The organism is Defluviimonas aquaemixtae (genome assembly GCF_900302475.1).
In the GTDB taxonomy this organism is placed as follows: Bacteria; Pseudomonadota; Alphaproteobacteria; order Rhodobacterales; family Rhodobacteraceae; genus Albidovulum; species Albidovulum aquaemixtae.
The window spans coordinates 1289613-1315623 of the sequence record NZ_OMOQ01000001.1; the positions used below are offsets into that span (position 1 = coordinate 1289613).

Consider the following 26011-nt stretch of genomic DNA (forward strand, 5'->3'; position numbering starts at 1 on the left):
CCCTTCCGCCCGCGAGAGGCCGCCCCGATGCCCAGCCTGAACGACATCCGCTCGACGTTCCTCGACTATTTCAAGCGCAACGATCACCGCATCGTGGACAGCTCGCCCCTGGTTCCGCGCAACGACCCGACGCTGATGTTCACCAATTCCGGGATGGTCCAGTTCAAGAACCTCTTCACCGGGGTCGAGACGCGGGACTACACGCGGGCCTCGACCAGCCAGAAATGCGTGCGTGCGGGCGGCAAGCACAACGACCTCGACAATGTCGGATACACGGCCCGGCATCATACCTTTTTTGAAATGCTGGGGAATTTCAGCTTTGGAGATTACTTCAAGGACCAGGCGATCCCCTATGCGTGGGAGCTGCTGACGAAGGATTTCGGGCTGAACAAGGAGCGGCTGCTCGTCACGATCTACCACACCGACGACGAGGCGGCGGCGATCTGGAAGAAGGTCGCGGGCCTCCCGGACGAGCGGATCATCCGCATCCCGACCGACGACAACTTCTGGCGCATGGGCCCGACCGGTCCCTGCGGGCCGTGCACGGAGATCTTCTACGACCACGGGCCGAGCATCTGGGGCGGCCCGCCGGGTTCGGCCGAGGAGGATGGCGACCGGTTCATCGAAATCTGGAACCTCGTCTTCATGCAGAACGAGCAGTTCGAAGACGGCTCGATGCGCGCGCTCGACATGCAGTCGATCGACACCGGCATGGGGCTTGAGCGGATCGGCGCGCTTTTGCAGGGCAAGCATGACAACTACGACACCGACCTGATGCGGAGCCTGATTGAGGCCTCCGCGCACGGCACCTCGACCGATCCCGACGGGTCCGGCAAGATTCATCACCGGGTGATCGCCGACCACCTGCGCTCGATCTCGTTCCTGATTGCCGATGGGGTCATGCCGTCTAACGAGGGGCGCGGCTACGTGCTTCGCCGGATCATGCGGCGCGCGATGCGGCATGCCCATCTTCTCGGCGCCAACGATCCGCTGATGCACCGGATCGTCCCAGCGCTGGTCCGTCAGATGGGCGCGGCCTATCCGGAACTCACGCGCGCGCAGGCGCTGATCGAGGAGACGCTGAAGCTCGAGGAGACGCGCTTCAAGCAGACGCTCGATCGCGGTTTGCGGCTTCTGGACGACGAACTTTCAAAGCTTGGCGAGGGACAGCCGCTTCCCGGCGCGGCGGCTTTCAAGCTCTACGACACATACGGATTCCCGCTCGACCTCACGCAGGATGCGCTGCGCGAAAAAGGGCGCGCCGTGGACGTCAAGGGCTTCGACCACGCGATGGCCGAGCAGAAGGCCAAGGCGCGCGCCGCCTGGGCCGGCTCGGGCGAGACAAAGGACGCCGCGATCTGGTTCGACCTGGCCGAGAAGCACGGGGTGACGGAGTTCCTTGGCTACGACACCGAGACGGCCGAGGGCCAGATCGTCGCACTCGTCGCCGATGGAAAGGAGACCGGCTCGGGCGCGACCGGCGCGAAGGTGCAGATCGTCGTCAACCAGACGCCGTTCTACGCCGAAGCGGGCGGCCAGGTCGGTGATACCGGCCTTATCCGCACGGATACCGGGATGGCGCGGGTGACCGATACGAAGAAATCCGCCGGCGTCTTCATCCACATCGCCGAAGTCACGGAAGGCGAGATCGCGCGCGGCCAGCCGGCCAAGCTTGAGGTCGATCACAGCCGCCGTACGAAAATTCGCGCGAACCATTCGGCCACGCATCTTATGCACGAAGCGCTGAGGCGCGCGCTCGGCGAGCATGTCGCTCAGCGCGGATCGCTGAACGCCGAGGACCGACTGCGCTTCGACTTCAGCCATTCCAAGGCGCTCACGCCAAGGGAACTCGCGGGCGTGGAGGCTGAGGTCAACGACTTCGTTCGGCAGAACAACCCCGTCGAGACGCGCATCATGACGCCCGATGACGCCCGCGCGCTTGGGGCGCAGGCGCTCTTCGGCGAGAAATACGGAGACGAGGTGCGCGTCGTGTCCATGGGGACCTTCGCGGGTTCGGGCAAGGGCACCGACGGGAAGACCTATTCTATCGAGCTTTGCGGCGGCACTCATGTGAAGCGCACGGGAGATATCGGCGCCTTCGTCATGCTCGGCGACAGCGCCTCGTCGGCCGGCGTCCGCAGGATCGAGGCGCTGACGGGGCAGGCGGCGATCGAGCATCTCCGCGCGCAGGACCAAAGGCTCGCCGAGGTCGCGCTGACTCTCAAGGCGCAGCCCGCTGACGTGCCCGGCCGCGTCAAGGCGCTGATGGAGGAGCGCAAGGCGCTCGCGAACGAGGTCGCGCAGCTCCGCCGCGAGCTTGCGATGGGCGGCGGCGCGGGGCAGGGCGCGGGCGACCGCGACGTGAATGGCATCAAGTTCCTTCCGCAGATCGTCTCGGGCGTCTCGGGCAAGGACCTGCCGGCGCTGGTGGACGAGTTGAAGGCCCGCGTCGGCTCGGGTGCGGTTCTCGTGGTCGCCGACACCGGCGGCAAGGCGGCGGTTGCGGCGGGCGTCACCAGCGACCTCGTGGAGCGCCTGTCGGCCGTCGACATCGTCAAGGCCGCGGCCGAAGCGCTCGGCGGCCGGGGCGGCGGCGGCCGGCCCGACCTCGCGCAGGCTGGCGGCGCGGATGTGTCGAAGGCCGACGATGCGGTGAAGGCGGCGGAAGCCGTGATCGGAGGAAAGAGATGAGCGAGACGAAATCGGCACTGTGGATCGCGCATGTGAGCGTCACCGATGACGAAGCCTACGGACGCTACGCGGCGGCGGCCACTTCGATCATCGCCAAGCATGGCGGCGTTTTCCTGGCTCGCGCAAGCCGCTACCAGCAGTTCGAGGGCAAGGACCGGGCTCGCAACGTTGTGGCGCGCTTCCCGTCATTCGAGGCGGCGGTGAGCTGCTACAACAGCCCCGAATATCAGGAGATCGCCAAAATCGCCAAGGCGGCTGCGGACCGCGACCTCGTGGTGGTCGAGGAATCCTGATGGCGGAGCTTGCCCGGCTTCTGGCGACACATGCCGGGGCGGGGCGGGTGGAATGGATCGGTCTCAGGCCGGAACGGCGCACGGCAGTGACTGCCGTCGAAAAGGCAGAGCTGACGCAGGCCGGACTCACCGGCGATCACGCGCGGCCCGGCAAGCGGGCGCTGACGCTCATACAGGCCGAGCACCTGCCGGTGATCGCCGCGCTCAGCCGCCGGGCGGAGGTCGCGCCGGAGCTTCTGCGCCGCAATCTGGTCGTTTCGGGCATCAACCTCGCCGCGCTACGTCATGCGCGGCTCGGGCTCGGCGAGGCGGAGATCGCGATCACCGGCCCCTGTGCGCCGTGTTCCCGGATGGAGGAGGCGCTCGGCCCCGGCGGCTACAATGCAATGCGCGGTCATGGCGGCTGGTATGCCGAAGTGATCCGGCCAGGGCGCATCGCGCTTGGCGACGCGATCACGACGATACGGGAAGCTCCGTCGTCTCCTTGATTTCCTCCATCACGAAGCTCGCCGAAACGTCGGCCAGCTCGATCCGCCGTGTCAATTCCTGGTAAAGCCGGTCATAGGCTTTCACGTCGGACACTCGGGCGCGAATGAGGTAGTCGAGGTCCCCCGACATCCGGTAGGCGCCAAGGATCTCCGGCAGGTCGCGGGTCGCTTTCGCGAAGCGAAGCAGCCAGTCGGCCGCGTGCCGGTCGGTTCGGATCTGCATGAAGACGGTAAGCCCGATGCCAAGCTTATCGGGGTCGAGCAGCGCCACGCGCGACCGGATCACGCCTGAGGCCTCGAGTGTCTTGACCCGCCGCCAGACGGCATTGCGTGACAGGCCGACGGCGGTGCCGATCTCCTCCAGCGGCAGAGATGCGTCGCGCTGGATTAGCTTCAGGATCTTCGCGTCGAAATTGTCAATTGTCACCATGAAATCGAATATTATGGGAAATTATCAATGACTCAAGCACATTGTGCTAGAAGATTGTGACCCTGTTCCGATGTCTTTGCGATAGGCTCTCCCCATTCGCAGGAGTAGGCGCAAATGATCGCTAAGTTTTTCACCGACCACCCGGACAGCGTGGACGAAACCTATCTTGAGCATGCCGCCTTCGCTGGGCGCTTTTCGCTTGCGCTCTTTGGGGCCGCGTTTGCGGCGCTCGTTCACGCGCTGTTGCCGTTCATGTTCGAAAAGACCGCGAGCCGAATCGTGGCGCGGCTTTATGCGCGGACACACAACCGGGGCAGATGAACGGGTGAGTGGGCCGTTTTGCTCGATGTACCGTCGGCTGCCCGGAACATTCGCTGATCCTTCGGACAGAAAGCGCGACACTGCAAAGCGTGGCGGGCCGGCTTTGTACCGCCTAATGTCGTTTTCGCCCGCGAGATGACGCTATACGCAGCCGCGCAGCCGCCCGAGACGGTAAAAGGTGCCCCAAACCGTCATAGTCAGGAGATGCTGGGATGAGCGAAGTTGCGGAAGGCCGCCGGGCGCGGGGCGGCGGCGGCGCGGCAAGGCGGGCGGAACGGACGGCGGTCCGAATCGAATGCGCGAAGTTCATCGAACGAAACATTCCCAATCTCGAGATTCTGAATGAAGAGGCGCTCGAGATCATCGAGGCCAATGCCGAGACCATCCTCGAAGAGGTGGGCGTCAACTTCGTCGAGAACCCCGAGGCGCTTAAGCGCTGGAAAGACGCCGGCGCAGACGTCACGGGCGAGCGCGTTCGCATCCCGAAGGGCCTTGCCCGCAAGCTCTGCAAGACCGCGCCGTCGTCCTATGTCCAGCACGCCCGCAACCCCGAGCGCAACGTGACGGTCGGCGGCAAGGGGCTGGTGCTGGCCCCTGTCTACGGCCCCCCCTTCGTGCGCGACGCCGAGGGCGGCCGGCGCTATGCGACGCTGGAGGATTTCCAGAAGTTCGTGAAGCTCGGCTACATGTCGAAATGGCTGCACCATTCCGGTGGCACGGTCTGCGAACCGACCGACATCCCGGTGAACAAGCGCCATCTGGATATGCTGCTGGCGCACATGACGCTCTCGGACAAGCCCTATATGGGCTCGGTGACGGAGCCGTCGCGCGCCGAGGATTCTGTCGAGATGTCGAAGATCCTCTTCGGCGACGACTTCGTCGACCAGAACACCGTGATGACCTCGCTCATCAACATCAACTCGCCGATGACCTTCGACGGGATCATGATGGGCGCGCTGGAGGTCTATGCGAAGGCTAACCAGGCCGCAATCGTCTCGCCCTTCATCGTCGGAGGTGCCATGGCGCCGGTGACGGTCGCGGGCACGCTGACGCAGGTCATGGCCGAAGTGCTGGCGGGCGTCGCCTACAGCCAGCTCGTCCGCAAGGGTGCGCCGGTCATCTTCGGGGCCTTCGTGACCTCGATCGACATGAACTCGGGCGCGCCGACTTTCGGCACCCCGGAAGCGTCGCATATCACCTACGGCGCGGGACAGCTTGCCCGCCGGATGGGGCTGCCCTATCGCTCCGCGGGGTCGTTCTGCGGCTCGAAGCTGCCCGATGCGCAGGCCGCGTACGAGACGGCGAACAGCCTCAACATGGGGCTTCTGGCGGGCGTCAATTTCATGCTCCACGCCTGCGGCTGGCTTGAAGGGGGGCTCGTATCGTCCTTTGAGAAGTTCGTGATGGATGCTGACCAACTCGGCGTGCTGCATCACCTCGCCAAGGGTGTCGATGTCAGCGAGAATGGCCAGGCCATGGACGCGATCCGGGAGGTGGGGCCTGGCGGCCACTACCTGGGCTGCGCCCACACCCAGGCCAACTTCAAGCAGGCGTTCTGGCGGACCGAGCTTCTGGACTACAAGCCCTACGAGACGTGGGAGGAGGAGGGCGCGCGCGATACCGTCGCCTTGGCGCGCGCCCGCGTAGCGAAGCTATTGTCCGACTACCAGAAACCGGCAATCGACCCGGCGGTCGAGGAGGCGCTGAACGACTATGTCGCGCGCAAGAAGGCCGCGATGCCGGATGCGTTCATGTAGGCCACACACACGATCCGATGCAGGGCCGTCCCATGGGGCGGCCCTTTTCACATCATGCCCCGTTGGGGCGCGGCAAAAGCCGCAATTCACCCATCATCGCGATCAACAACTCGATGTGCCGCGACAGGCTGTAGCCTGCCTCGCCAGCTTTTCGCGTGGCTTCGATCCGCGCCTCCTCTTCTATCAGGAGCCGCAGCGCCCGGTCCGGTGACGGAGCGTCGGCAAGCCGTGTCAGCCGCTTCAGGTCGCGGTTGCGATTGTATTCCTGCAGACCGGCGCGCGCGGCGCGGATGAGAAGGCGGGGGCGGCGCAGTTCGGCGACCAGCGAGAACAGTTCAGACATCGGTATCCTCCGGATTGGAAACAACCGGAAGATGAAACACGCTGGACGGATGTTGCGGATTGTCGCTATCCAGCGACCGCACGATTTAACGATATTTATGATTTATCAAGAATTCTTGGGAACGTGCTCGATCTTAACGATCAGGTAAGAAATACAACTCACGGTTGCTCGCATTGTAGTTAAAGCGGCGCAAAAACGCCGAAAGACACTGGGGGAAATATGACGGTTTTGGTCACTCAGCCGGCGGCTTTGCCCGCCTGGCTGCCAGACAACGCGCGCCTCTACCTGCGCCACACCGAAGAAGGGCTCTCCATCCGCGCGATCGCGCGCAGCGAAGGATGTCATGCCTCGACGGTGTTGCGCAAGGTGCGCGCCTACGAGAACCGCCGCGACGATCCACTTGTCGACGAAGCGCTCAACCGGCTCGGGCGGCTGCATATCCGACTGATCGCGGCGGACCGGGCAGAGGACCAAGTTTTTCAGACCCCGCATCAGGAAGGAACCAGCCCCATGACCGCACCTATCCGCTCCGCCAAGCACCAGATCGCCGACGAAGCCACCGTGGAACGCGAGGCGCGCCGAATTCTCCGCCGCCTGTGCGAGATCGAGGCGGTCCTCGCCATCGCGCCCGAGATGGAGAAGGCAGTCGTGCTGAAGGGAACGGTGCGCACGGGCGTCGTCGACCGCACGGTGGCGCAGGCCTTCGCATTGAAGGACTGGATCCAGGTCGAAAAGCCCGGCCGGGTGACGACCTACACGATTACCGCCGCCGGCCGGGCGGCCCTCAAGCGCCTTTTGGCTGACGAGCAGGCGGCCCGTGTCCCGAGCTTCGCCGAGGCGCAATCGCCTTTCGGCGAGCAGCACCGCGTCTGGGGCGAACGCCCGGTAATGGAGCCCGGCGCCTCGGCGCCGCGCCGGATGCGCTACAACCTCGCCGAAAGCCCGCTCGCTGTGCTTGCGCGCCGGAAGGACAAGGACGGTCAGCCGTTCCTGTCGCCCGACCTCGTCGCGGCGGGTGAGCGGCTGAGGGAGGATTTCGAACTCGCGCAGATGGGGCCGCGCGTCGCACAGAACTGGGATCGGTTCCTAACGGCTGGCGACCGTGGGAATTTCTCCGGCAATGGCTCTACCGGCGGCGGATCTGCCAGTGCGCGCGATCGCGTCGCCGCGGCGCTGCGCGACCTCGGGCCGGGGCTCGGCGACATGGTCCTGCGCTGCTGCTGCTTTCTCGAAGGGCTCGAGGCCGCTGAGCGTCGCTTGGGCTGGTCGGCGCGGTCGGGCAAGATCGTGCTTAGGATCGCGCTCCAGCGCCTGAAGCGGCACTATGACGAATCCAATGGCGGGCAAGCGCCTCTGATCGGGTAAGCGTAAGGGCGTTGCCCGCTTCCGGCCCGGTCAGCCATGGATACCGATTGACCGGGAGTGGGCGAATGTCAAATGTGGAGCGGTGATGGTTCGCCTGTCTGGAAGGGGACGACCGCATGACTTCGCGGAAATGGCAGTCAAGTGCGGCGGTCGCCTTCGGGCTCGCCTTGAGCCTCGCCGCGTCGGAAGCGGCGATGGCGACCGAGCGCTGGTCGCTCACCGGATTCGCGGGCGTCATGACCGACAATGTCTGGGAGGACTCGCTTCAACCCTGGAAGGTCGAATTCATTGAGTCCGGACTCATTGGGGTCGGGCTCGGCTATTCTCTTCCGATCTGGCGCGAAGGACTCAGCATCGGGCCGGAACTGCAGGCGGTCAAGCATTTCGGTCGGCAGAGCCATCTGGAGTTTAACCTGCCGGTCGTTGTCCGCTACCGCCCGCGCCGGCATCGGTTCGCAGCGCTCGAAGGCTACGCGTTCGGGATTGGCCTGTCGTACGCTTCCGAGATTCCGCAAACAGAGATCGATCGCGACGGCGCGTCGAGCCATTTCCTCGCCTACTGGATGGCCGAACTGGAATTCTCGCTGCCGCGTGAGGGGCTGAGCCTCGTCGCCCGACTGCATCACCGCTCCGACGCCTACGGGCTGTTCGCTACAGACAGCGGGGCGAACGCGCTCGTCATCGGGCTCCGGAACGAATTCTGAACGGGCCAATGTGTTGCGATGGTGGCATTGCCGCCATGCACTCCGCCAAGCCGTTGGACTTGGGCGGGGTTATCCGGTATCCGATTCACAAGTGAATGGAGCGCACCCCGCATGCACCCGCGAGACCTGTCGATCCCTGGTCAGCGCCACCCCGAAAAGGCGCATCGCCCCGATCAGGCGCAGCCGAAAAAGCCCGATTGGATTCGCGTCAAGGCGCCAACCTCGGCAGGGTACAAGGCCACGCGGGATATTCTGAAGGCGAACCGGCTCGTCACCGTCTGTGAAGAGGCGGGCTGCCCGAATGTCGGCGAATGCTGGAGCCAGGGACACGCCACCATGATGATCATGGGCGAAGTCTGCACGCGCGGCTGCACCTTTTGTAACGTGGCCACCGGCCGGCCCGACGCGCTCGACGCGTTCGAACCGGGGCGGGTCGCGCACGCGGTTGCGACGCTCGGGCTGAACCATGTCGTCGTGACAAGCGTCGACCGGGACGATCTGGACGACGGAGGTGCGGAGCATTTCGCGCAGACGATCCGGGCGATCCGGCATCGTGCACCCGGTTCCACGATTGAGGTCCTGACCCCGGATTTCCTGAAATGCGCCCCCGGCGCGCTCGAGAAGGTCGTCGAAGCGCGCCCCGATGTCTTCAACCACAACCTGGAAACGGTACCCAGCCTCTATCCGACGGTCCGGCCCGGCGCGCGCTATTTCCACTCGCTGCGGCTCCTGCAGAGGGTGAAGGAACTCGATCCCGCGATGTTCACCAAGTCGGGGATCATGGTTGGGCTCGGGGAGGATGCGCAATCAGTCCGTCAGGTGATGGACGACATGCGCTCGGCGGATGTCGATTTTCTCACGATCGGCCAGTACCTGCAGCCTACGCCCAAGCATCACCGGATCGACCGTTTCGTGACGCCCGAGGAGTTCAAGGGTTACGAGAATGCGGCCTATGGCAAGGGCTTCCTGATGGTGTCGGCAACGCCGTTGACGCGGTCGAGCTATCATGCCGGCGAGGATTTCGCCCGGCTGCGCGCGGCACGGCTCGAACGGCTTGGCCGAAGCTGAGCGCGCCTCGGGCGGCGGCGTCAGAAATTCAGTCCGACCGAAGGCCCGGGCAATCCCTTCCAGCTTTCACGGCGCGAGACGTCCGGTTCGGTAAAGAGCCGGTCTGCGGCAAATAGCGCGAGACCGCTGAAAAACGACTGAACCAGCCCCGGTTCGGCGCGTTCAGGCGCCGCGAGCATACGTTCCGCGACAGACGGCGGAGTGGGCTGCGGTCGATCAGGCGACTGCCCGAGGGCAGGCCCGGCAGAGGCGGCAAGTGCGAACGTGCACATGCGGACAGACCGGGAGAGCAGCATCGGACGATCCATGTTTAGGCAGCATCGCACCCCGGCGCGGGGCTGACGCGGGCAGCTTCCCTCAGAATGACTGGAAAGGGGTTAACGAATCGTAAGCGCCGAAGCCGGCCTATTCCGCAGGTGGCACTTTCTTGAGATAGGCGGCGATGGCCGCGCGATCTTCCTGCGGCAATTTCGCGGTGTTCTGCACGACAAGGGCCATGTGCCCGCCCGCGCTGTCGTAATCCGGCGTAAAGCCCGAGGTTAGGTATTCGACGATATCGGCCTCGGACCAATCGAGCTTGGCGGGTGTGATGTTCGGGAAACTTCCCTTGCCGGCTGGAACCGGGCCACCCGCTAACCAGCGGCCGCGCTCCATCGCGCCAAGCGCATTGCGCGGCGTGTGGCATTCGCCGCAATGGCCGAGCACTTCGGCCAGGTAACGTCCGCGCGTCTCCTCCTCGGTCAGATCGCCGGTCACGACCGGGCTGCCGTCGCCGCCGAACAGGAGCTTCCAGCCGCCGAGGCCGAGCCGGATGCTGAACGGAAAGCCCACCTCGTGCGAGGCGCTCGGTGTCGGGTCGGCAGGTAGAGTGGCAAGAAAGGCGCGCAGGTCGACGACGTCCTGAAGCTCGGCGCCAGCATAGCTCACATAGGGAAAGACGGGGTAGTAGTGCGTACCGTGCGGCGAGACCCCGCGCAGCATTGCGTTGGCGAGATCGAGATCGCTCCAGCCGCCGATACCGTGGTCGGGATCGTTTGAGATGTTCGGCGCGACGAAGGTACCGAAGGGCGAGGGGAAACGCTGTCCGCCCGTGAGCACGAGTTTCGCGTCGTCCTTGGCCTCCGCGGCGGCGTGACACGAGGAGCAGCCTGCGGCCCAGAACATGCGCTCGCCCCGCGCGGCATCGCCGACCAGCCCGGCAAGCGCGTCGTCGGGCAACGGATCGGGCCGGATAAGGTAAAGCCCGATCGCCGCAGCGACGGCAGCAAGGACAAGCAGCGTGACGAGAAGTCTGCGCATCGCCGGCTCCCATGACGAAAGGGGCGAGCCATCCGCCCGCCCCCGTTCTGTACGATTGGTCGCGATTATTCCTTCGGAATGCGCGCGGCCTTGTGGCAGTCACCGCAGGCCTCGCCGAGCGGCCCCATGGCTTCCTTTACCGCGTCCAGGCCGCCGCCCGCCGCACTCTGCATGGCCTTCGCGGCTGTCACGAAGGCTTCGCCCTTTTCGCCGACCTTGGCTTCCGCGGTCCAGGCCTTCGCGTCCGCCGTGGACATTGGATTGGCAGAGTTGTCCGACCCTTCGGGCCAAAGCATCGATGCGTCCAACATTGCCGACGCCACGAGATTGTCCGCGGCCGTCTGTGCGGCGGCGGCATCGTATTCCGCCTCGCCTTTTGCCATGGCACCCAGAACCCCGATGTTCAGGGCACGGTAGCTCATGATTCCCTGGCGCGCCTTGATCTGCATCCCGAACGGACCACTGTCCTGAGCCGAGACGGAACCGGCAAGCGCGATCATCGCAATTGTCGTACCGACGAGAACCTTCTTCATTGCAGAGCTCCAATTCTTGAGACTTCGGGGGATTAGAGTAGCTGTGCCAAATTTCATTACCATCCGCAATTTTTGCATGGTAATAGTGAGAAAACGCACAGCTGTTCAGATGCGTCGTATAGCGTTGGAAAATGCGCCACCGCCCGCGCCGGTTGTGCTGACAGAGTGCCGTCACAACTTCGTGAGGACAATCCATGCGGGAGAACTGGGACGATCTGCGCTTCATCCTCGCGGTGGCCGAGGAGGGCTCCGTAAGCGCCGCCGCGCGCCGGCTGGACGTCAATCACGCCACCGTCCTGAGGCGAGTCGCGGCCTATGAGCAGGCGGTCGGCGTCACGCTTTTCGACAAGACCGCACGCGGCTATTCCGTTCCCGGGCCGCAGCGGAGAATCATCGATGCGGCACGCGAGGTCGACCGCGCCGTGCAGGCAGTGGGCCGCATGCTGCAAGGCGCACGTGCGCCCCTTGCGGGCGAGGTTCGCGTGACGTCGACCGACACGTTCTGCCAATTCGTCCTGCCGACCATCATCCGGCGAATTCGCGACGACGCGCCGGATCTGAAGATCGAGCTCATCTGTGCGAATGTCCATCTCGACCTCAGCCGCACACATGCCGACATTGCCGTGCGCCCGACCGAGCACCTCTCCTCCGAGCTCGTGGGTGAGGCACCCGTGTCGATGGGCTTCGGATTGTACCGGAAAAGCGGTACGCCGAGCGAGGCATGGCTTGGCCTGTCGGGCGCGTTGTCACGCTCGCTCCCGGCGCGCTGGATGAGCAAGAGCGTTGATCCGGCGCGTATCGTCGCATCGTCCGACAGCTTTCCCGTGCTCAGAGAGATGGCGGCGGAGGGGCAGGGCATGGCGATCCTGCCTGATATCCTCGGCCAGACCGATCCAAGTCTCGTGCGCGTTGAAGGCGGTATCCCCGACATGGCGATTCCCATCTGGGTCGCCTGCCATGCCGATCTGGCAGACGTGCCTCGCATTGCCGAGACGTGCCACGCCCTCATCCGGGCGCTGGCTGGAATTGGAGACCGTCTCTGGCTGGGCGCGAACGAATCTTCCTCCGCGACTTGAACGCGGCACAGTCTCCGCGTCACGGTCGGAACGAGCGCCGGCCGGGATCGATGCCCCAGTGCTCGGGAAACAGGCCCAGCCACTCGGCGCCTGCCAGCGTGAGGCACAGCGCCACGGCGACCGAGACGATGATCACCCGCCTGCGCGACGGCGGATGGCGGGCCCAGCGCGCCATCCGCAATAACTGGGTAAGGTTCATGCCACTTCGTCCGTGAAGCGCACCTTGCCGATATGCGGCAGGTTCCGGTCGCGTTGCGCGAAGTCGATCCCGTACCCAACGACGAACTCGTCAGGGATCTCGAAGCCGGTCCAGGTCGCCTTTATCGGCACTTCGCGTCGCGATGGCTTGTCGAGAAGCGCGCAGACCTCGAGCCGCGTCGGGCCGCGGCTTCTGAGCAGGTTGACCACGTGGTGAAGCGTGAAACCGGTATCGACGATGTCCTCTACGACCAGCACGTCCCGCCCGGCGATCTCGCCCCTCAGGTCCTTGAGAATGCGCACCTCGCGGCTCGACTCCATCGCGTCGCCGTAAGAGGAGGCTTCGAGGAAATCGACCTCGACCGGTAGGTCGATTTCGCGCACCAGATCGGCGATGAAGACGAATGAGCCCCTCAGAAGTCCGACCACGACGAGCTTGTCGGTCCCCTCGAATGCCTTCGTGATCTCTTTTGCGAGTTCCTCGACCCGCGCGGCAATCGTCTTCGCCGAGATCATTTCGTCGATGACATAGGGACGATGTGGCATGGGTACCCCTTGATTTCGCCCCCTCATTTAGCCACACGGGCGGTCAGTGTCACCAAGGACGAGAAGATGCCCACGCATTCCGAGACGCGGACTATGCCCTACCGGGCCGACCAGATGTACGATCTGGTCGCCGATGTCGCGCGCTACCCGGAATTCCTGCCCTGGACGGCGGCTGCGCGAATCCGCTCGCGCGCGCCCCGGCGCGACGGAAGCGAGGTGATGGAGGCCGATCTCGTGATCTCGTTCAAGGTCTTCCGCGAACGCTTCGGCAGCCGAGTGACGCTGTGGCGCGAGGAGAAGCGGATCGACACGGAGTATCTGGAAGGACCTTTCCGTCACATGCGCTCGCATTGGGTATTCCGAGCGTTGACCGACACAAGCTGCGAAGTGTCATTCTTCGTGGATTTCGAGTTCAAGAATGTCATTCTGCAAAAGCTTATCGGCGTCGTCTTCGATGAAGCGATGCACCGTGTCGTGCGAGCTTTCGAGGCTCGGGCGGCGGCGCTCTACGGTCAGGGCTAGTTGTCGCTCTGGCATTTGACCGATCGTTCCAGACATGCCAAATTGGGCCATGCCCTGGGAAAAGACATACGACGATACTGATGTTCTTGACCGCGCCATGCGCGCTTTTTGGGCCAATGGTTATGAGGCCACGTCGGTCAGCGACCTCGTGGCGGCCACGGGGCTGAACCGGGGGAGCCTCTACGGCGGGTTCGGCGACAAGCGTACCCTCTTCGTGCAGGCGCTGAGGCACTACGACGCGACTGAGCGGGAGGGGTTCCTGACGCGCGTCGCCGCGACCGAAGCGCCGCGGGACGCGATCCTCGCCGCCTTCGAACAGGCGGCCAGGGACCCCGGGCCGGGCGGGACGCCACCGGGCTGCCTTCTCGTCAACACCGCACTCGAATGCGCGCCGCATGATGCCGAGATCGCGGGGATCGTGAACGCGGCATTCTGCGAAGTCGAGGTCTTCTTCCGCACGCGGATCGAGGCCGCCATAGCTGACGGAGCACTCGGGTCCGATATCGAGCCCCGCGCAACGGCGCGCGCGCTGGTCGGCCTGTTTCTGGGGCTCCGGGTGCTCGCCCGTTCGGGCGCGGACCAGGCGCTGCACGAGGCAGTGATCGCGCAGGCGAGGAACATGGTCACGTAAAACATTTGCCGATTTTGGAACGACCGTTCAAATGAAAGGGAGGAAACGATGTCAGTATCCTATGTAGAACGCGACCAGGCGGGGCCAGAGACGATGGCCTTCTACGATGCGGCCGAAGACCGCTTCAAAGCGCTTCTGAACATCTTCAAGGTATTCGGTCACCAGCCGGAATACGGCCGTGTCTTCACCGAAACCATCATGGCGATCCTGAAGGATGGTGAAATCGACTGGAACACCAAGGAGCTTCTGATCCTCAAGGCCACGCAGGGCAACGACTGCCAGTACTGCGTGGTCCAGCACGAGAGGCTCTGCGACATGCTCGGCATCCCGGCCGAGAAGGTCGCCGATATCGACGGCATAAAGTACCGCTCGAGCCCGCATTTCACCGAGGGGGAGAAGGCGCTTCTCGATTTCTGCGTCCAGATTGGCGAGGACGCGAACCGCGTTCCGAAAGAGCTTTGGGACCGGCTCCACAAGCACTGGACCGAGCCTCAGATCGTCGATGCTGCTTTCGTCATCACCACCTATATCGCGGTGTCGAAATTTGGCGATGCGCTCGGCGTGGAGCTTGAGCCGATGTTCGACGGCGTGAGGCCGCAACTCACGATCAGGCACTAGGCCCGATGCGGATCGAGATCTTCACCGGCCCGGGCTGCGCCCATTGCGAGGTCGCCAAGGCGCTTCTGAACCGCAGGGGCCTCACCTTCGAGGAGCGCGACGTCAGCGAGGAAGCGGTGCGGGAAGAGTTCGCGCAAAGACTGCCGCGCGTACGCTCCATTCCGCAGGTCTTCATCGACGACGAGCATATCGGCGGGCTCGAGGACCTGAAGCTGCGCCTTGCCTGACGTGGAGGGGCCCGTCAGGACGTGTGATCGTAGGCCCGTTCGCCATGCACCGAGATGTCGAGGCCGTTGTACTCGGTCTCGGCATCAACACGGATCGACGTGATCGCGGCGGCAATCTTGGCCAGCACCCAGGTCGCCGCCACAGTGAACACCCCGACGATGACCAGCGCGCCGATCTGCGCCGCCCAGGCCCCTTGGCCAAAGACCGCGATCATGATCGTGCCGAACATGCCGCCCACGCCATGCACCGCGAAGACATCAAGCGTGTCGTCGATCCTCAGCTTGTTGCGGATGAGGTTCACCGCCTCCTGACACAGCACGCCCGCGATGGTGCCGATGATCAGCGCCGCAACCGGGCCGACAAACCCGCTCGCCGGGGTGATCGAGGCGAGCCCGGCGATCGTGCCAGTGACGAGGCCGACGAGCGACGCACGGCCGAACTTGATCCGTTCCCACAAGGCCCAGCTGAGCGAGGCCGCGGCGGCCGAGAGATGTGTGACCGTGATGGCCATCGCCGCGCCGCCGTCGGCGGCAAGCTGCGAGCCGCCATTGAAGCCGAACCAGCCGACCCAGAGCAGGGCCGCGCCCATCGCCACCATGCCGGGATTGTGCGGCGGCGTCGTCCGGTTCTGACGCGGCCCCACCACCAGCGCGAGCACGAGCGCCGCGAGGCCAGCAGTCTCGTGCACCACGATCCCGCCCGCGAAGTCCCGCGTCCCGGTCTCGCCGAAGATTCCGCCGTCGGCCAGGAACCCGCCGCCCCAGATCCAGTGGGCGACCGGGGCGTAGACCAGAAGCATCCAGAGCGCGGAAAAGAGAAGAACGAAGCCGAAGCCGACGCGCTCGACAAAGGCGCCGAGAAAGAGCGCGGGCGTGATGATCGCGAATGTCATCTGGAACGCGAAGAAGAGAACTTCGGGCAGCGTCCCCGACAACGTTTCGGCATCGACGCCGGCAAGGAAAGCGCGACCCAGCCCACCCCAAAGAGGCCCGTCGCCGCCAAAGGCGATCGAATAGCCCGCCACAAACCACAGCACGCTCATGAGGCAGGCGATGGCAAAGCAATGCATGAACACGCTGAGCACGTTGCGCGCCCTGACGAGTCCGCCATAGAAAAGCGCGAGCCCCGGCAGCGTCATCAGAAGCACGAGGGCCGTGGCCACGAGAATCCAAGCAGTATCGGCGCCGTTCATTCGCGCGTTTCCTTGTCTGTGATATCCCCCTCGCCCGAAAAGCGCGGATCGCTTGCCGGGAAAAGAGGCAAGCTGAATGTCGGTGCCGGAATGGGAAGCATTTCGCAAACTGCCCCTTTTTCGGGCAGGGTTCGCAGCGCCTTGACGCGAAAGCGGGCAGTCCGAGGATCAGCCTTCGAGCGCACCGATCATCAGGTTGAGCGCATGATCGACCGCCGCGCGGCGCACCGCGGCCCGGCCGAGTGCACCGAATTCGACCGTTTCGGTGCGCGTTTCTAAGCCGCATCGTGCCAGTCCGAAACAGACCCGGCCTTCGGGCTTGGACTCCGATCCGCCGGGACCGGCGATGCCGGTGACCGCGACCGCGAGTGTCGCATCGGAACGCGCGGCCGCGCCTTCGGCCATCTCCCGCGCGACCTCTTCACTGACCGCGCCGTGACGGTCGAGCGTGGCGCGTTGGACGCCCAGCATGTCCTCCTTGGCCGCGTTGGAGTACGTGACGAAACCCCGGTCGAATACTTCGGAAGACCCCGCCACGTCGGTTATCGCGGCGGCAATCATGCCGCCGGTGCAGCTTTCCGCTGTGGCGAGCATCACGCCACTGGCGCGCGCCGCCGCCAGAAGGGCCCCGGCACGCGTCATCTGAGAAAGATGCCATGCCAGAGCGCGGCGAGCAGGGTGACGCAGACCGCCGCGAAGACGCCGGCGACGACATCGTCCAGCATCACGCCCAGGGCATCGCCGCGCCGGTCTGCCCAGCCGACGAGCCAGGGTTTCCAGATGTCGAAGAGCCTGAAGAGAAGAAACGCCGCGACCCAGCCGGGCCAGAGCGCGAGCAGGTCAGCCCCGGCACGCGATGCGCCAATCACAATGGGAAAAAGTGCGATCCACTGGCCTACGACCTCGTCGATGACGATCTCCGAAGGGTCATGGTCTGCCTTGCCATGCGTCTCGACCGCCGTAGCCCCCCAGCCAAACACGAAGACGACGAGCGTTGCGATCACTAGGCCCCAGGGGCCTGCCGCCTTGACGATCAGCCATGCGGCGGGCAGGGCTGCGAGCGAGCCCCAGGTGCCCGGGGCGGGCCTGAGCAGCCCCGCGCCGAAGAAGGTCGCGAATAGCCGCGCCGCGCTCATCGGTTCACCAGCGTGACCGTGGCGATGGCGGCAATGCCTTCCTCGCGTCCCGTGAAGCCCAGACGCTCGGAGGTCGTCGCCTTGACGCTGACCCGGTTCGTTTCGGTGCCGAGGATCCGGGCCAGTTCCTTGGCCATGTCAATTGCATGCGGCCCAATCTTCGGACGTTCGCAGATCAGCGTCACATCGGCGTTCGCAAGCCTGTAGCCGTGCGCGGCGATGCGATCGGCGGCGTGCGACAGGAAGATGTGGCTCGCCGCGCCCTTCCACTCTGGATCGGTAGGCGGGAAATGGCGCCCGATATCGCCCTCGGCGAGCGCCCCGTAAATCGCGTCCGTCAACGCATGCATGCCGACATCGGCGTCGGAATGTCCGGCGAGACCGCGTTCGTGCGGCACACGGACGCCGCAGAGCATCACGTGGTCACCCTTGGTGAAGGCGTGCACGTCGAAACCGTTTCCGCTGCGAACATCCATGCGCTTCTTCAGCATTCTCTCGGCCCGGGCGAAGTCTGCGGGCCACGTGAGTTTGATGTTCTCCTCCTCGCCTTCGACGATGGCGACGTCAAGCCCGGCGGCGAGGGCGACCTCCACATCATCGGCGGGTTCGCCCCTATAGGCGCGGTGCGCGGCGAGTATTTCGGGGAAGCGGAAGCCTTGCGGCGTCTGCGCACGGAAGAGTCCGTCGCGCGCCCGAAGCCCGGTCACGCGGCCGTCGGCACCGGTCCAGAGCGCATCGGTCACCGCGAGCGCCGGCGCGGCGGCCGGGCTGTCGGCAAGCGCCCCGCGCACCCGTTCGATGAGGGCGCGCGATGCGAAGGGCCGCGCCCCGTCGTGGATCAGGACCTCCGAAACTTCACCGCCAGTGAGTGTTTCGAGCGCGTTTCTAACCGACTGCGCCCGTGTCGCTCCTCCGGCGACGAGCGTGACGCGGCCCGCGAAGGTCTCGATGCCGCGCGCCATGTCCTCGGGGTGAAGGACGACGATGGTGCGGCCGACGCCGTCGAAGGCGGCGGCGCTGCGCAGGAGGGCCGGGCGGCCTGCGAGGTCGCGCCATTGCTTCGGCAGGCCCGCACCGGCGCGTGTCCCGCGCCCCGCCGCGACGATTATGACTGCCGTTTCCGCCACGCGCATCTCCCTTCCGCTTCCGTCTAATCCGCCCGCGCCGGCTCGGCAATGGCGGAGCCACTGCCGGACTCTTGCGGGGGCTGCGTATTTTTTGGGCGCCTTCGGTCTTGGTACTTGGATCGCGTTGGAAATGTTTGCCATCGCCGTGCCGGGCGACTAACAGGAAGGCGATTGCACAAGGATTAGGCAGTGATCCACCTCGGTGACATCACACTCGACCCGCCGGTCTTCCTCGCGCCGCTTGCGGGGATCACCGACCTGCCGTTCCGCCGACTGGTTGCGCGGTTCGGCGCGGGGCTCGTCGTGTCCGAGATGGTGGCCTCAGGTGAGCTTCTGACGGAGAAACCCTCCGTCCGGGCCAAGGCACGGACCGATCTGGGTCTTGCCGACGGTGCGGCGACCTCGGTCCAGCTCGCCGGACGCGAGGCGGGTGCGATGGCCGAGGCGGCGAAAGTCGTCGCCGGCATGGGCGCGCGCGTCATCGACATCAATATGGGATGCCCGGCGAAGAAGGTGACGGGCGGGGCGTCCGGTTCGGCGCTCATGCGCGATCTCGACCACGCGTTGGGGCTGATCGAAGCCGTCGTGGCGGCGGTCGACCTGCCGGTGACGCTGAAATGCCGGCTCGGCTGGGACACCGATTGCCTGAACGCGCCCGAACTCGCGCGCCGGGCCGAGGGAGCGGGCGTCCGCATGATCACCGTTCATGGCCGCACGCGGCAGCAATTCTACAAGGGCCAGGCCGATTGGTCCGCGATCGCGGCGGTGCGCGCGGGCGCCTCGATCCCGGTCATCGCCAACGGGGATATCGTCGATACGACCACCGCCCGGCGCGCATTGGCAGAGTCGGGCGCGACAGGCGTGATGGTCGGGCGCGGCGCCCAGGGTGCGCCGTGGCGGCTGGCCCAGATCGCAGCCGATCTCTTTGGGACAGCTGCGCCAGTCATCCCTGTGCAGGACGCGCTTTCTGACCTGGTATCAGAACATTACGAGGCGATTCTCAGCTTCTACGGGCGAGACCTCGGCCTCAGGATCGCGCGCAAGCATCTGGGCTGGTACGCCGACGAGGCGGGCACCGATCCCTCGGTGCGCTCCCGCATGATGGTGGCGACGGACGCGGGCGATGTTCTCGCGCTTATCCGTGACGCCTTCGTGTCTCCGCGGCAAAGGCGCGCGGCATGAGCCTGCCTGCCGCCACCACGCTCTGGGCGTCTCTGCCGGTGCCGGCCATTCTGATCGATCCCGAGGACCGCGTGGAGGAGCTGAACCCCGAAGCAGAGCTCTTTCTCAACATCTCCGCGCGCGCGCTCTGCGGCCAGCCGCTGTTCGACCGGGTCGCCATCAACGCGCCGCTCGAGGAGGTGTTTGCCCGCGTGCGGACCAACCACTCCTCGCTCTACATCAACGATGTGGATATCGGCACGGGAGAGCGCGCTCCGGTCCTGTGCAACCTCCAGGCCGCGCCGGTCGCCGAACGGCGGGGCACGGTGCTGCTCCTTATCTCACCGCGCGAGTTCGCCGAGCGGATCGGCCGCGGGCAGGGGATGAAGTCTTCCGCCCGCTCGGCGATCGGCATGGCCGAGATGCTGGCGCACGAGATCAAGAACCCGTTGGCCGGCATCACCGGCGCGGCGCAACTCTTGTCTATGAACCTCGGCTCTGAAGATATTGAACTCGCTGATTTAATTGTCGCTGAGAGTCGCCGGATCGTCGCGCTTCTCGAACAGGTTGAGCAATTCGGAAACCTGCGTCCGCCTGAATTGCGGGCGCTCAATGTCCATGACATTCTCGACCGCGCACGGCGCTCTGCGCTTCTGGGTTTCGCCGCGCATATGATGATCCTGGAGGATTACGATCCGTCGCTGCCGCCGACGCTTGGCGATGCCGACCAACTCCTTCAGGTCTTGCTCAATCTTCTGAAGAACGCGGCCGAGGCGCGCAAAGACGGGCGGGGCACGATCCGGCTCAGGACGTTCTACGATCAGTCGCTGAGGCTCCGACGCGCCGATGGCGCGGGCACGGCGCTGCCGTTGCAAATCGAGATCATCGACGACGGGCCGGGCATTCCGCCCGCGATCGCGGCCGACATCTTTGATCCATTCGTCTCGGGCCGCGAGAACGGCACCGGGCTTGGGCTCGCGCTCGTCTCGAAGATCGTGGCCGACCACGGCGGCTGGATCAGCGTCGATTCTGTGCCCGGTCGCACCACTTTCCGCCTGTCGCTTCCCGTCGCCCCGAAATCCGAGGAGAACCGCTGATGGACGGCACAGTTCTTGTCGCCGACGATGATCGTACGATCCGCACCGTGCTGACCCAGGCGCTGACGCGTGCGGGTTGCAAGGTGCATGCCACCTCGTCGCTCGTCACGCTCATGCGGTGGGTCGAGGAGGGGAAGGGCGACCTCGTGATCTCCGATGTCGTCATGCCGGACGGCAACGGGATCGAGGCGCTGCCGAAGATCGCCGCCGAAAGGCCAGGCCTGCCGGTCATCGTGATCTCGGCCCAGAACACGATCATGACGGCGATTCAGGCGGCCGAGGCCGAGGCCTACGACTACTTGCCCAAGCCCTTCGACCTGCCTGACCTGATGAAGCGCGCCTCGCGCGCGCTGTCCCAGAAACACCGCGTGCAGCCTGCGGCGGATGCGGCGGCCACGCCGCGCGAACCGTCCGACGATCTGCCCCTTGTCGGGCGGACAGCGGCGATGCAGGCGCTCTACAGACTTGTGGCGCGGGTCATGAACGCCGATCTGCCCGTGCTGATCATCGGGGAGTCGGGCACCGGAAAGTCGCTCGTCGCGCGCGCGATCCACGATTTCTCGGACCGCCGGACGATGCCGTTCGTTGTTGCTCAGGCAACCGATTTCGAGGGCATGGACGGACCGTCTGCTCTGATCGCGCGTGCGCGCGGCGGAACGCTGCTGTTCGACGAGGTCGGCGATTTCGACGCCGAGGCGCAGGGCCGCATCGTGCGCATGATCGACGCATTGCCATCGAACGGCCCGCGAATCCTCGCCACCAGCCAGAAGGATCTGGCCACTACGATGAGCAAGGAACAGTTCCGCAGCGACCTGTTCTACCGGCTCGGCGGGGTGACGCTCGAAGTGCCGAGCCTGCGCGACCGGGTGGAGGATATTCCACTTCTTGCCGAGCATTTCCTGGCCCGCGCCGAACAGTCCGGCGCGTCTCAGCGGCGCCTGTCCGCCGAGGCGCAGGAATTCGTCCGCACGCATCGCTGGCCGGGCAACGTGCGACAGCTCGAAAACACGCTCCGCCGACTCGTCGTGACCGCGCTCGGGCCCGAGATCACGCGCGCCGAGGTCGTGGCTGCGCTCGGTGCGCAATCTGCCGAACGGCCCGAGACCGGTGCCGCCGAGGAAGGTGAGCAGCTTTCCGCCTCTATCGCCCGCCATCTCAAGCGGTACTTCGACCTGCACGGCGACAGCCTCCCTCCGCCGGGACTATACGAGCGAATCCTGAGGGAAATGGAGCTACCGATGATCGAGATTGCACTCGACGCGACGGGCGGAAATCAGGCAAAATGCGCCGAATTGCTCGGGATAAACCGCAATACGCTCAGAAAGAAGATCACCGATCTGGATATCCGCGTGACACGGCGCCGCAAGTTGATGTAAAACAGCAACACAAACGTGGCCCATCGGCGTCAGCCGATGAAGGAACCACGAGATTTCGGCGGTCGCCGTGCAAGCGGCGCAATATTCAGGGGCAAGCTCGTGCAGGGCTTCGCGCGCAGTGTATCTTGGGAGCGGCTGAATCGGCTGCGCAGACAGCGCCGGGTTCAGAACGCATTTACGCTTGGCCTTGTGGTTCTCGGCCCGCTTCTGGCGCTTGCGACCTTCGTCGCGCTCGGACCTTTCGGACAGGGCGCGAATTCCGACGCACTCAGGCTGATCCTTCTCGCCGACTTCGTCTATTTCATCGCGCTCGGCGGGATGGTTCTGTCGCGCCTTGCGCGAATGATCGCCGCGCGGCGCGCGAAATCCGCAGGCTCCAGACTACACCTGCGGCTCACGGCTGTCTTCGCGGGGATCGCGCTCGTCCCCTCTATCCTCGTCGCGGTCTTCGCGGGGTTGACCGTGAATATCGGCCTTGAAGGCTGGTTCTCCGACCGTGTGCGCGGCGTCGTCGGCACCTCGCTCGCCGCCGCCGAGGCATATCAGGAAGAGCACAGGCGCGACCTCATCACCGATGCCGAGGCGCTCGCAGCGTTCCTGAATTCCGTTCGGCGATCCGAATTCTTGTTGTCGGACAGCGAGTTGCGGCAGTTTCTTACACAAGGCCAGAGCCAGATTCAACGCGGCCTTCGTGAGGCATTCGTGATCGACGGCGGCGGCGAACTGCGCGCGCGCGGCGACCGGAGCTACCTCTTTGACTTCGAAGAGCCGACCACTGACGAAGTCAGTCGCGCCCGTGCCGGAGAGACAGTTCTGATCGAGGACTGGGCCAACAATGAGTTCCGGGCTCTCGTGGCTCTGCCAGCCTTCGCCGACCGCTATCTCTATGTCAGCCGCAACGTTGACGGCGAGATTCTGAGCCTGCTCGACGAAACGCGCGCCACTGTCGGCCTTTACCAGCAGCTCGAAGCATCGCGCGGGCGGGTGCTGTTCGAATTTGGGCTGGTCTATCTCGGCTTCGCGCTGATCCTTGTGCTTGCGGCGATCTGGATGGGTCTGTGGTTCGCCGAACGCCTGTCGCGGCCCGTCGGGCGGCTTGCCGGGGCGGCGCAGCGCGTCGGTGCGGGCGATCTTGCTGTGCAGGTCGCCGAGGAAGAGGGCGACGACGAGATTGCAATGCTGGGGCGGGTCTTCAACCAGATGACCCGCCAGCTCAGCGCCCAGCGCGAAGCGCTGATGGACAGCCACCGCGTGACAGAACGGCGCCGGCGGCTCTTCGATTCGGTTCTGTCGTCGGTCACGTCGGGGGTGATCGGGCTGGATGCAGAAGGCAGAATCGACTTCTTGAACCGGGCGGCGATGCGGCTTCTCCACCTCGACGAGGGCGCGGATGACGAGAGGGCGCTTGCCGAGGCGGTGCCGGAATTCGCGGCACTCTTCGAGCGGCTCCGCGACGGGATGGGCGAGGTTGCACAGGAAGAGATTCGCCTTAGCCGCGAAGGCCGGCTCGAGCGGCTGCTCGTGCGGATGGCGATCCGGCGCAATGCAGCGGGGCAGCTCGAAGGCTACGTGGTGGCGTTCGACGACGTGACCGATCTCGTATCGGCCCAGCGGATGGCCGCCTGGGGCGACGTCGCGCGCCGCATCGCGCACGAGATCAAGAACCCGCTTACGCCGATCCAGCTTTCGGCTGAGCGAATCCGGCGCAAGTTCACGTCGCTCGTCGGCGACGAGGCCGAGACACTTGGGCAAATGACCGACGTCATCGTTCGCCAAACCGGCGATCTCAGGCGGATCGTTGACGAGTTCTCGAAATTCGCCCGCATGCCCGAGCCCGACCGCCGCGAGCACGACCTGACGAAGCTCATGCGGGATGCGGTCACCCTTCAGCAGGATGCGCTGCACGGCGCGGTCCTGAAGGCGGACCTGCCGGCCGAACCCGTGATGATGGAGCTGGACGCCACGATGATTTCTCAGGCGGTGACAAACCTCATCAAGAACGGCGGAGAAGCCGTTGAAACACTTATCGAAAATGGAACCGATGAAGGTTACGTGCCCGAAGTGCGCGTGTCGATGGAGGCGCAGGACGATATGGTCACGATCCGCATCGAGGACAACGGGACCGGGTTGCCGGAAGATCGCGCGCGGCTCTTCGAACCCTATGTGACGACGCGCGAAAAGGGGACGGGCCTAGGCCTCTCCATCGTCAAGAAGATCATCGAGGAACATGGCGGAACGCTCACCTTGAGCGACGCCGAGCTGTTTGAAGGAAGCGCCCACAGGGGCGCGCTGGCCGAGATTCGCCTGCCCATGGCGCGAACCGGCCGCACATACAAGGAAAGGACCATGGACATGGCCGGAGGTGGGACATGAGCGACATTCTGATCGTAGACGACGAACGCGATATCCGGGAACTGATCTCGGATATTCTGAAGGACGAAGGCTTCACGACGCGCCTCGCGGCGAACTCGGATGACTGTATGGCCGAGATCAACGCCGAACCGCCGGCGCTGATGATTCTCGACATCTGGCTGAAGGACAGCCGGATGGACGGGATCGACATCCTGAAGACGGTTAAGCGCGACAATCCGGACGTGCCGATCATCATCATTTCGGGGCACGGCAACATCGAGATCGCCGTCGCCGCGATCAAGCAGGGGGCCTACGACTTTATCGAGAAGCCGTTCAACCTCGACCAACTCATTGTCGTGATCACCCGGGCGATGGAAACCTCGCGGCTGAGGCGGGAGAACGCGTCACTTCGCCGTCGTGACGTGACATCGTCCGAAATGATCGGGTCGTCGTCCGCCTTCCGGGCGCTCAAGGGGCAGCTCGACAAGGTCACGAAGTCGAATGGCCGCGTGATGCTGACCGGTCAGCCGGGTTCGGGCAAGGAAGTGGCGGCGCGCTACATCCATGTCAATTCGAACCGGGCGAGCGGGCCGTTTGTCACTGTCTCCTCCGCGTCGATTGAACCGGAGCGAGTGGAAGAGGTTCTTTTCGGGCGCGAAACGCTCGAACGCGGCGTGGAAAAGGGGCTTCTGGAGCAGGCACATGGCGGCGTCGTCTATTTCGACGAGGTGGCCGACATGCCTCTCGGCACGCAGTCCAAGATCCTCCGCGTGCTGACCGAGCAGCAGTTCACCCGTGTCGGCGGCACGGACAAGGTGCGCGTCGATCTGCGCGTGATCTCGTCGACGACGCGCGACCTGCCGGCCGAGATCACTGCCGGGCGGTTCAGGCAAGAGTTGTACGACCGGTTGAACGTGGTGCCCATCGCAGTGCCCCCACTTGAGGAGCGGCGCGAGGACATCCCCGAGCTTGCGGCGCACTTCATCGAGCACTTCAACAAGAGCCAGGGGCTTCCCATCCGCGAGATCGCCGAGGATGCCGAGGCGCTGATGCAGACAATGGCGTGGCCCGGCAACATCCGCCAGTTGAGAAACGTGATCGAACGCGTGTTAATCTTGGGCGAGGGGGCCGGTGCCATAGAAGCGCGCGAGCTTCCGGGGCAGAGCGAGGCTTCGGCCGAGGAGGGTCGCGTCGTCCTGTCGGGGGCGCTCGCCACGCTTCCCCTGCGCGAGGCGCGGGAGCTGTTCGAACGCGAATACCTTCTGACCCAGATCAACCGCTTTGGCGGCAATATCAGCCGTACGGCAACCTTCGTCGGTATGGAGCGGTCGGCACTGCATCGCAAGCTCAAGTCCCTGGGCGTCGTGACCTCGTCGAAATCCGGCGCGCGCGTCGCCCATGTGGAGGAAGAGGATGCTTGAGATGGCGGCGCGGCCGCAGGCAGGCTGAAGCGACGAGA

Annotated in this window: 28 protein-coding genes; 18 read left to right on the top strand and 10 right to left on the bottom strand. The window is 65.0% G+C overall.

Annotated elements, in window-relative coordinates:
• Positions 1-27: 27 nt before the first annotated feature.
• The 3 genes from alaS to DEA8626_RS06365 are packed head-to-tail and all read left to right on the top strand — an operon-like array spanning position 28 to position 3472.
• Positions 28-2691, top strand: a complete 2664-nt coding sequence (gene alaS / locus DEA8626_RS06355) for an alanine--tRNA ligase (protein WP_108852170.1) — start codon at positions 28-30, stop codon at positions 2689-2691.
• Positions 2688-2984, top strand: a complete 297-nt coding sequence (locus DEA8626_RS06360) for a DUF1330 domain-containing protein (RefSeq protein WP_108852171.1) — start codon at positions 2688-2690, stop codon at positions 2982-2984. The genes alaS and DEA8626_RS06360 overlap by 4 nt, the downstream gene beginning before the upstream one ends.
• Positions 2984-3472 carry an MOSC domain-containing protein gene (locus DEA8626_RS06365; protein ID WP_108852172.1) on the top strand — a complete coding sequence of 163 codons (489 nt, stop codon included), beginning with the start codon at positions 2984-2986 and terminating at the stop codon, positions 3470-3472. The genes DEA8626_RS06360 and DEA8626_RS06365 overlap by 1 nt, the downstream gene beginning before the upstream one ends.
• Here the strand turns inward: DEA8626_RS06365 and DEA8626_RS06370 are convergent.
• Positions 3438-3902, bottom strand: a complete 465-nt coding sequence (locus DEA8626_RS06370) for an Lrp/AsnC family transcriptional regulator (RefSeq protein WP_108852173.1) — start codon at positions 3900-3902, stop codon at positions 3438-3440. The two genes, DEA8626_RS06365 and DEA8626_RS06370, sit on opposite strands and share 35 nt — an antisense overlap.
• 114 nt (positions 3903-4016) lie before the next feature.
• Here DEA8626_RS06370 and DEA8626_RS06375 point away from each other — a divergent pair, with 114 nt between their 5' ends.
• Together DEA8626_RS06375 and DEA8626_RS06380 are read left to right on the top strand one after the other, a co-directional pair.
• Positions 4017-4223: a DUF6356 family protein gene (locus DEA8626_RS06375; protein WP_108852174.1), complete on the top strand. Its 207-nt coding sequence runs from the start codon at positions 4017-4019 to the stop codon at positions 4221-4223.
• Positions 4224-4435: 212 nt separating this feature from the next.
• Complete coding sequence (locus tag DEA8626_RS06380; protein ID WP_108852175.1) at positions 4436-5980, top strand: trimethylamine methyltransferase family protein; 1545 nt, start codon at positions 4436-4438, stop codon at positions 5978-5980.
• Between the two features lie 52 nt (positions 5981-6032).
• Here DEA8626_RS06380 and DEA8626_RS06385 read toward each other — a convergent pair whose 3' ends face one another.
• On the bottom strand, positions 6033-6323 hold the full coding sequence (locus DEA8626_RS06385) for a DUF6477 family protein (protein ID WP_108852176.1): 291 nt from the start codon (positions 6321-6323) through the stop codon (positions 6033-6035).
• Between the two features lie 219 nt (positions 6324-6542).
• Here DEA8626_RS06385 and DEA8626_RS06390 point away from each other — a divergent pair, with 219 nt between their 5' ends.
• The 3 genes from DEA8626_RS06390 (at position 6543) to lipA (ending at position 9460) form a co-directional block, all read left to right on the top strand.
• On the top strand, positions 6543-7688 hold the full coding sequence (locus tag DEA8626_RS06390) for a DUF6456 domain-containing protein (protein WP_108852177.1): 1146 nt from the start codon (positions 6543-6545) through the stop codon (positions 7686-7688).
• A 116-nt stretch (positions 7689-7804) separates the two neighbouring features.
• Positions 7805-8392: an acyloxyacyl hydrolase gene (locus tag DEA8626_RS06395; RefSeq protein WP_108852178.1), complete on the top strand. Its 588-nt coding sequence runs from the start codon at positions 7805-7807 to the stop codon at positions 8390-8392.
• Positions 8393-8503: 111 nt separating this feature from the next.
• Positions 8504-9460, top strand: a complete 957-nt coding sequence (gene lipA / locus DEA8626_RS06400; protein WP_108852179.1) for a lipoyl synthase — start codon at positions 8504-8506, stop codon at positions 9458-9460.
• A 405-nt stretch (positions 9461-9865) separates the two neighbouring features.
• On the opposite strand, the gene DEA8626_RS06405 is transcribed toward lipA, so the two are convergent.
• Both DEA8626_RS06405 and DEA8626_RS06410 read right to left on the bottom strand, forming a co-directional pair.
• On the bottom strand, positions 9866-10759 hold the full coding sequence (locus tag DEA8626_RS06405; protein WP_108852180.1) for a c-type cytochrome: 894 nt from the start codon (positions 10757-10759) through the stop codon (positions 9866-9868).
• A gap of 65 nt (positions 10760-10824) precedes the next feature.
• The gene (locus tag DEA8626_RS06410) at positions 10825-11292 is read right to left on the bottom strand and encodes a c-type cytochrome (RefSeq protein ID WP_181366372.1); all 468 of its coding nucleotides are present in this window, start codon (positions 11290-11292) and stop codon (positions 10825-10827) included.
• A 194-nt stretch (positions 11293-11486) separates the two neighbouring features.
• On the opposite strand from DEA8626_RS06410, the gene DEA8626_RS06415 reads away from it, so the two are divergent.
• Complete coding sequence (locus DEA8626_RS06415) at positions 11487-12368, top strand: LysR family transcriptional regulator (RefSeq protein ID WP_108852182.1); 882 nt, start codon at positions 11487-11489, stop codon at positions 12366-12368.
• 19 nt (positions 12369-12387) lie between these two features.
• Here DEA8626_RS06415 and DEA8626_RS06420 read toward each other — a convergent pair whose 3' ends face one another.
• Positions 12388-12567 carry a hypothetical protein gene (locus tag DEA8626_RS06420; protein WP_108852183.1) on the bottom strand — a complete coding sequence of 60 codons (180 nt, stop codon included), beginning with the start codon at positions 12565-12567 and terminating at the stop codon, positions 12388-12390.
• The gene (gene hpt / locus DEA8626_RS06425) at positions 12564-13112 is read right to left on the bottom strand and encodes a hypoxanthine phosphoribosyltransferase (protein ID WP_108852184.1); all 549 of its coding nucleotides are present in this window, start codon (positions 13110-13112) and stop codon (positions 12564-12566) included. Before hpt ends, DEA8626_RS06420 begins: the two co-directional genes overlap by 4 nt.
• A gap of 66 nt (positions 13113-13178) precedes the next feature.
• Here hpt and DEA8626_RS06430 point away from each other — a divergent pair, with 66 nt between their 5' ends.
• From DEA8626_RS06430 to DEA8626_RS06445, 4 genes are all read left to right on the top strand, one after another.
• Positions 13179-13634, top strand: coding sequence for a type II toxin-antitoxin system RatA family toxin (locus DEA8626_RS06430; RefSeq protein WP_108852185.1), 456 nt, complete (start codon positions 13179-13181; stop codon positions 13632-13634).
• Positions 13635-13731: 97 nt separating this feature from the next.
• Positions 13732-14265, top strand: a complete 534-nt coding sequence (locus tag DEA8626_RS06435; RefSeq protein ID WP_181366373.1) for a TetR/AcrR family transcriptional regulator — start codon at positions 13732-13734, stop codon at positions 14263-14265.
• 48 nt (positions 14266-14313) lie between these two features.
• On the top strand, positions 14314-14883 hold the full coding sequence (locus DEA8626_RS06440) for a carboxymuconolactone decarboxylase family protein (protein WP_108852187.1): 570 nt from the start codon (positions 14314-14316) through the stop codon (positions 14881-14883).
• A 5-nt stretch (positions 14884-14888) separates the two neighbouring features.
• Entirely contained in the window at positions 14889-15110 is a 222-nt protein-coding gene (locus tag DEA8626_RS06445) for a glutaredoxin family protein (protein ID WP_108852188.1), read from the top strand.
• A gap of 14 nt (positions 15111-15124) precedes the next feature.
• Here DEA8626_RS06445 and DEA8626_RS06450 read toward each other — a convergent pair whose 3' ends face one another.
• From DEA8626_RS06450 to DEA8626_RS06465, 4 genes are all read right to left on the bottom strand, one after another.
• Positions 15125-16303 carry an ammonium transporter gene (locus tag DEA8626_RS06450; RefSeq protein ID WP_108852189.1) on the bottom strand — a complete coding sequence of 393 codons (1179 nt, stop codon included), beginning with the start codon at positions 16301-16303 and terminating at the stop codon, positions 15125-15127.
• 168 nt (positions 16304-16471) lie between these two features.
• Entirely contained in the window at positions 16472-16945 is a 474-nt protein-coding gene (locus DEA8626_RS06455; protein ID WP_108852190.1) for a CinA family protein, read from the bottom strand.
• On the bottom strand, positions 16942-17439 hold the full coding sequence (locus tag DEA8626_RS06460; RefSeq protein ID WP_108852191.1) for a phosphatidylglycerophosphatase A family protein: 498 nt from the start codon (positions 17437-17439) through the stop codon (positions 16942-16944). Before DEA8626_RS06460 ends, DEA8626_RS06455 begins: the two co-directional genes overlap by 4 nt.
• Positions 17436-18572 (bottom strand): bifunctional 2-C-methyl-D-erythritol 4-phosphate cytidylyltransferase/2-C-methyl-D-erythritol 2,4-cyclodiphosphate synthase, encoded by a 1137-nt coding sequence (locus DEA8626_RS06465; protein ID WP_108852192.1) that lies wholly within the window; start codon positions 18570-18572, stop codon positions 17436-17438. Before DEA8626_RS06465 ends, DEA8626_RS06460 begins: the two co-directional genes overlap by 4 nt.
• A 186-nt stretch (positions 18573-18758) precedes the next feature.
• On the opposite strand from DEA8626_RS06465, the gene dusB reads away from it, so the two are divergent.
• The 5 genes from dusB (at position 18759) to ntrX (ending at position 25973) form a co-directional block, all read left to right on the top strand.
• Positions 18759-19748: a tRNA dihydrouridine synthase DusB gene (dusB, locus tag DEA8626_RS06470; protein WP_108853350.1), complete on the top strand. Its 990-nt coding sequence runs from the start codon at positions 18759-18761 to the stop codon at positions 19746-19748.
• On the top strand, positions 19745-20824 hold the full coding sequence (locus DEA8626_RS06475) for a two-component system sensor histidine kinase NtrB (RefSeq protein ID WP_108852193.1): 1080 nt from the start codon (positions 19745-19747) through the stop codon (positions 20822-20824). The genes dusB and DEA8626_RS06475 overlap by 4 nt, the downstream gene beginning before the upstream one ends.
• Positions 20824-22200, top strand: coding sequence for a response regulator (locus DEA8626_RS06480; RefSeq protein ID WP_108852194.1), 1377 nt, complete (start codon positions 20824-20826; stop codon positions 22198-22200). Before DEA8626_RS06475 ends, DEA8626_RS06480 begins: the two co-directional genes overlap by 1 nt.
• Positions 22201-22299: 99 nt before the next feature.
• Positions 22300-24573, top strand: coding sequence for a sensor histidine kinase NtrY-like (locus DEA8626_RS06485; RefSeq protein WP_245890843.1), 2274 nt, complete (start codon positions 22300-22302; stop codon positions 24571-24573).
• The gene (gene ntrX / locus DEA8626_RS06490) at positions 24570-25973 is read left to right on the top strand and encodes a nitrogen assimilation response regulator NtrX (protein ID WP_108852196.1); all 1404 of its coding nucleotides are present in this window, start codon (positions 24570-24572) and stop codon (positions 25971-25973) included. The genes DEA8626_RS06485 and ntrX overlap by 4 nt, the downstream gene beginning before the upstream one ends.
• The last annotated feature ends 38 nt before the right edge of the window (positions 25974-26011 follow it).

Bases quoted from the DNA above. Each gene is read 5' to 3' on its own strand.
- alaS (WP_108852170.1), top strand. From the start codon at position 28: ATGCCCAGCCTGAACGACATCCGCTCGACGTTCCTCGACTATTTCAAG.
- DEA8626_RS06475 (WP_108852193.1), top strand. From the start codon at position 19,745: ATGAGCCTGCCTGCCGCCACCACGCTCTGGGCGTCTCTGCCGGTGCCG.
- DEA8626_RS06380 (WP_108852175.1), top strand. From the start codon at position 4,436: ATGAGCGAAGTTGCGGAAGGCCGCCGGGCGCGGGGCGGCGGCGGCGCG.
- DEA8626_RS06455 (WP_108852190.1), bottom strand. From the start codon at position 16,945: ATGACGCGTGCCGGGGCCCTTCTGGCGGCGGCGCGCGCCAGTGGCGTG.
- DEA8626_RS06405 (WP_108852180.1), bottom strand. From the start codon at position 10,759: ATGCGCAGACTTCTCGTCACGCTGCTTGTCCTTGCTGCCGTCGCTGCG.
- DEA8626_RS06465 (WP_108852192.1), bottom strand. From the start codon at position 18,572: ATGCGCGTGGCGGAAACGGCAGTCATAATCGTCGCGGCGGGGCGCGGG.
- DEA8626_RS06480 (WP_108852194.1), top strand. From the start codon at position 20,824: ATGGACGGCACAGTTCTTGTCGCCGACGATGATCGTACGATCCGCACC.
- DEA8626_RS06430 (WP_108852185.1), top strand. From the start codon at position 13,179: ATGCCCACGCATTCCGAGACGCGGACTATGCCCTACCGGGCCGACCAG.
- DEA8626_RS06435 (WP_181366373.1), top strand. From the start codon at position 13,732: ATGCGCGCTTTTTGGGCCAATGGTTATGAGGCCACGTCGGTCAGCGAC.
- DEA8626_RS06390 (WP_108852177.1), top strand. From the start codon at position 6,543: ATGACGGTTTTGGTCACTCAGCCGGCGGCTTTGCCCGCCTGGCTGCCA.
- DEA8626_RS06360 (WP_108852171.1), top strand. From the start codon at position 2,688: ATGAGCGAGACGAAATCGGCACTGTGGATCGCGCATGTGAGCGTCACC.
- hpt (WP_108852184.1), bottom strand. From the start codon at position 13,112: ATGCCACATCGTCCCTATGTCATCGACGAAATGATCTCGGCGAAGACG.
- DEA8626_RS06375 (WP_108852174.1), top strand. From the start codon at position 4,017: ATGATCGCTAAGTTTTTCACCGACCACCCGGACAGCGTGGACGAAACC.
- DEA8626_RS06365 (WP_108852172.1), top strand. From the start codon at position 2,984: ATGGCGGAGCTTGCCCGGCTTCTGGCGACACATGCCGGGGCGGGGCGG.
- DEA8626_RS06450 (WP_108852189.1), bottom strand. From the start codon at position 16,303: ATGAACGGCGCCGATACTGCTTGGATTCTCGTGGCCACGGCCCTCGTG.
- DEA8626_RS06395 (WP_108852178.1), top strand. From the start codon at position 7,805: ATGACTTCGCGGAAATGGCAGTCAAGTGCGGCGGTCGCCTTCGGGCTC.
- DEA8626_RS06385 (WP_108852176.1), bottom strand. From the start codon at position 6,323: ATGTCTGAACTGTTCTCGCTGGTCGCCGAACTGCGCCGCCCCCGCCTT.
- DEA8626_RS06415 (WP_108852182.1), top strand. From the start codon at position 11,487: ATGCGGGAGAACTGGGACGATCTGCGCTTCATCCTCGCGGTGGCCGAG.
- DEA8626_RS06440 (WP_108852187.1), top strand. From the start codon at position 14,314: ATGTCAGTATCCTATGTAGAACGCGACCAGGCGGGGCCAGAGACGATG.
- DEA8626_RS06460 (WP_108852191.1), bottom strand. From the start codon at position 17,439: ATGAGCGCGGCGCGGCTATTCGCGACCTTCTTCGGCGCGGGGCTGCTC.
- DEA8626_RS06420 (WP_108852183.1), bottom strand. From the start codon at position 12,567: ATGAACCTTACCCAGTTATTGCGGATGGCGCGCTGGGCCCGCCATCCG.
- DEA8626_RS06410 (WP_181366372.1), bottom strand. From the start codon at position 11,292: ATGAAGAAGGTTCTCGTCGGTACGACAATTGCGATGATCGCGCTTGCC.
- ntrX (WP_108852196.1), top strand. From the start codon at position 24,570: ATGAGCGACATTCTGATCGTAGACGACGAACGCGATATCCGGGAACTG.
- lipA (WP_108852179.1), top strand. From the start codon at position 8,504: ATGCACCCGCGAGACCTGTCGATCCCTGGTCAGCGCCACCCCGAAAAG.
- DEA8626_RS06370 (WP_108852173.1), bottom strand. From the start codon at position 3,902: ATGGTGACAATTGACAATTTCGACGCGAAGATCCTGAAGCTAATCCAG.
- DEA8626_RS06445 (WP_108852188.1), top strand. From the start codon at position 14,889: ATGCGGATCGAGATCTTCACCGGCCCGGGCTGCGCCCATTGCGAGGTC.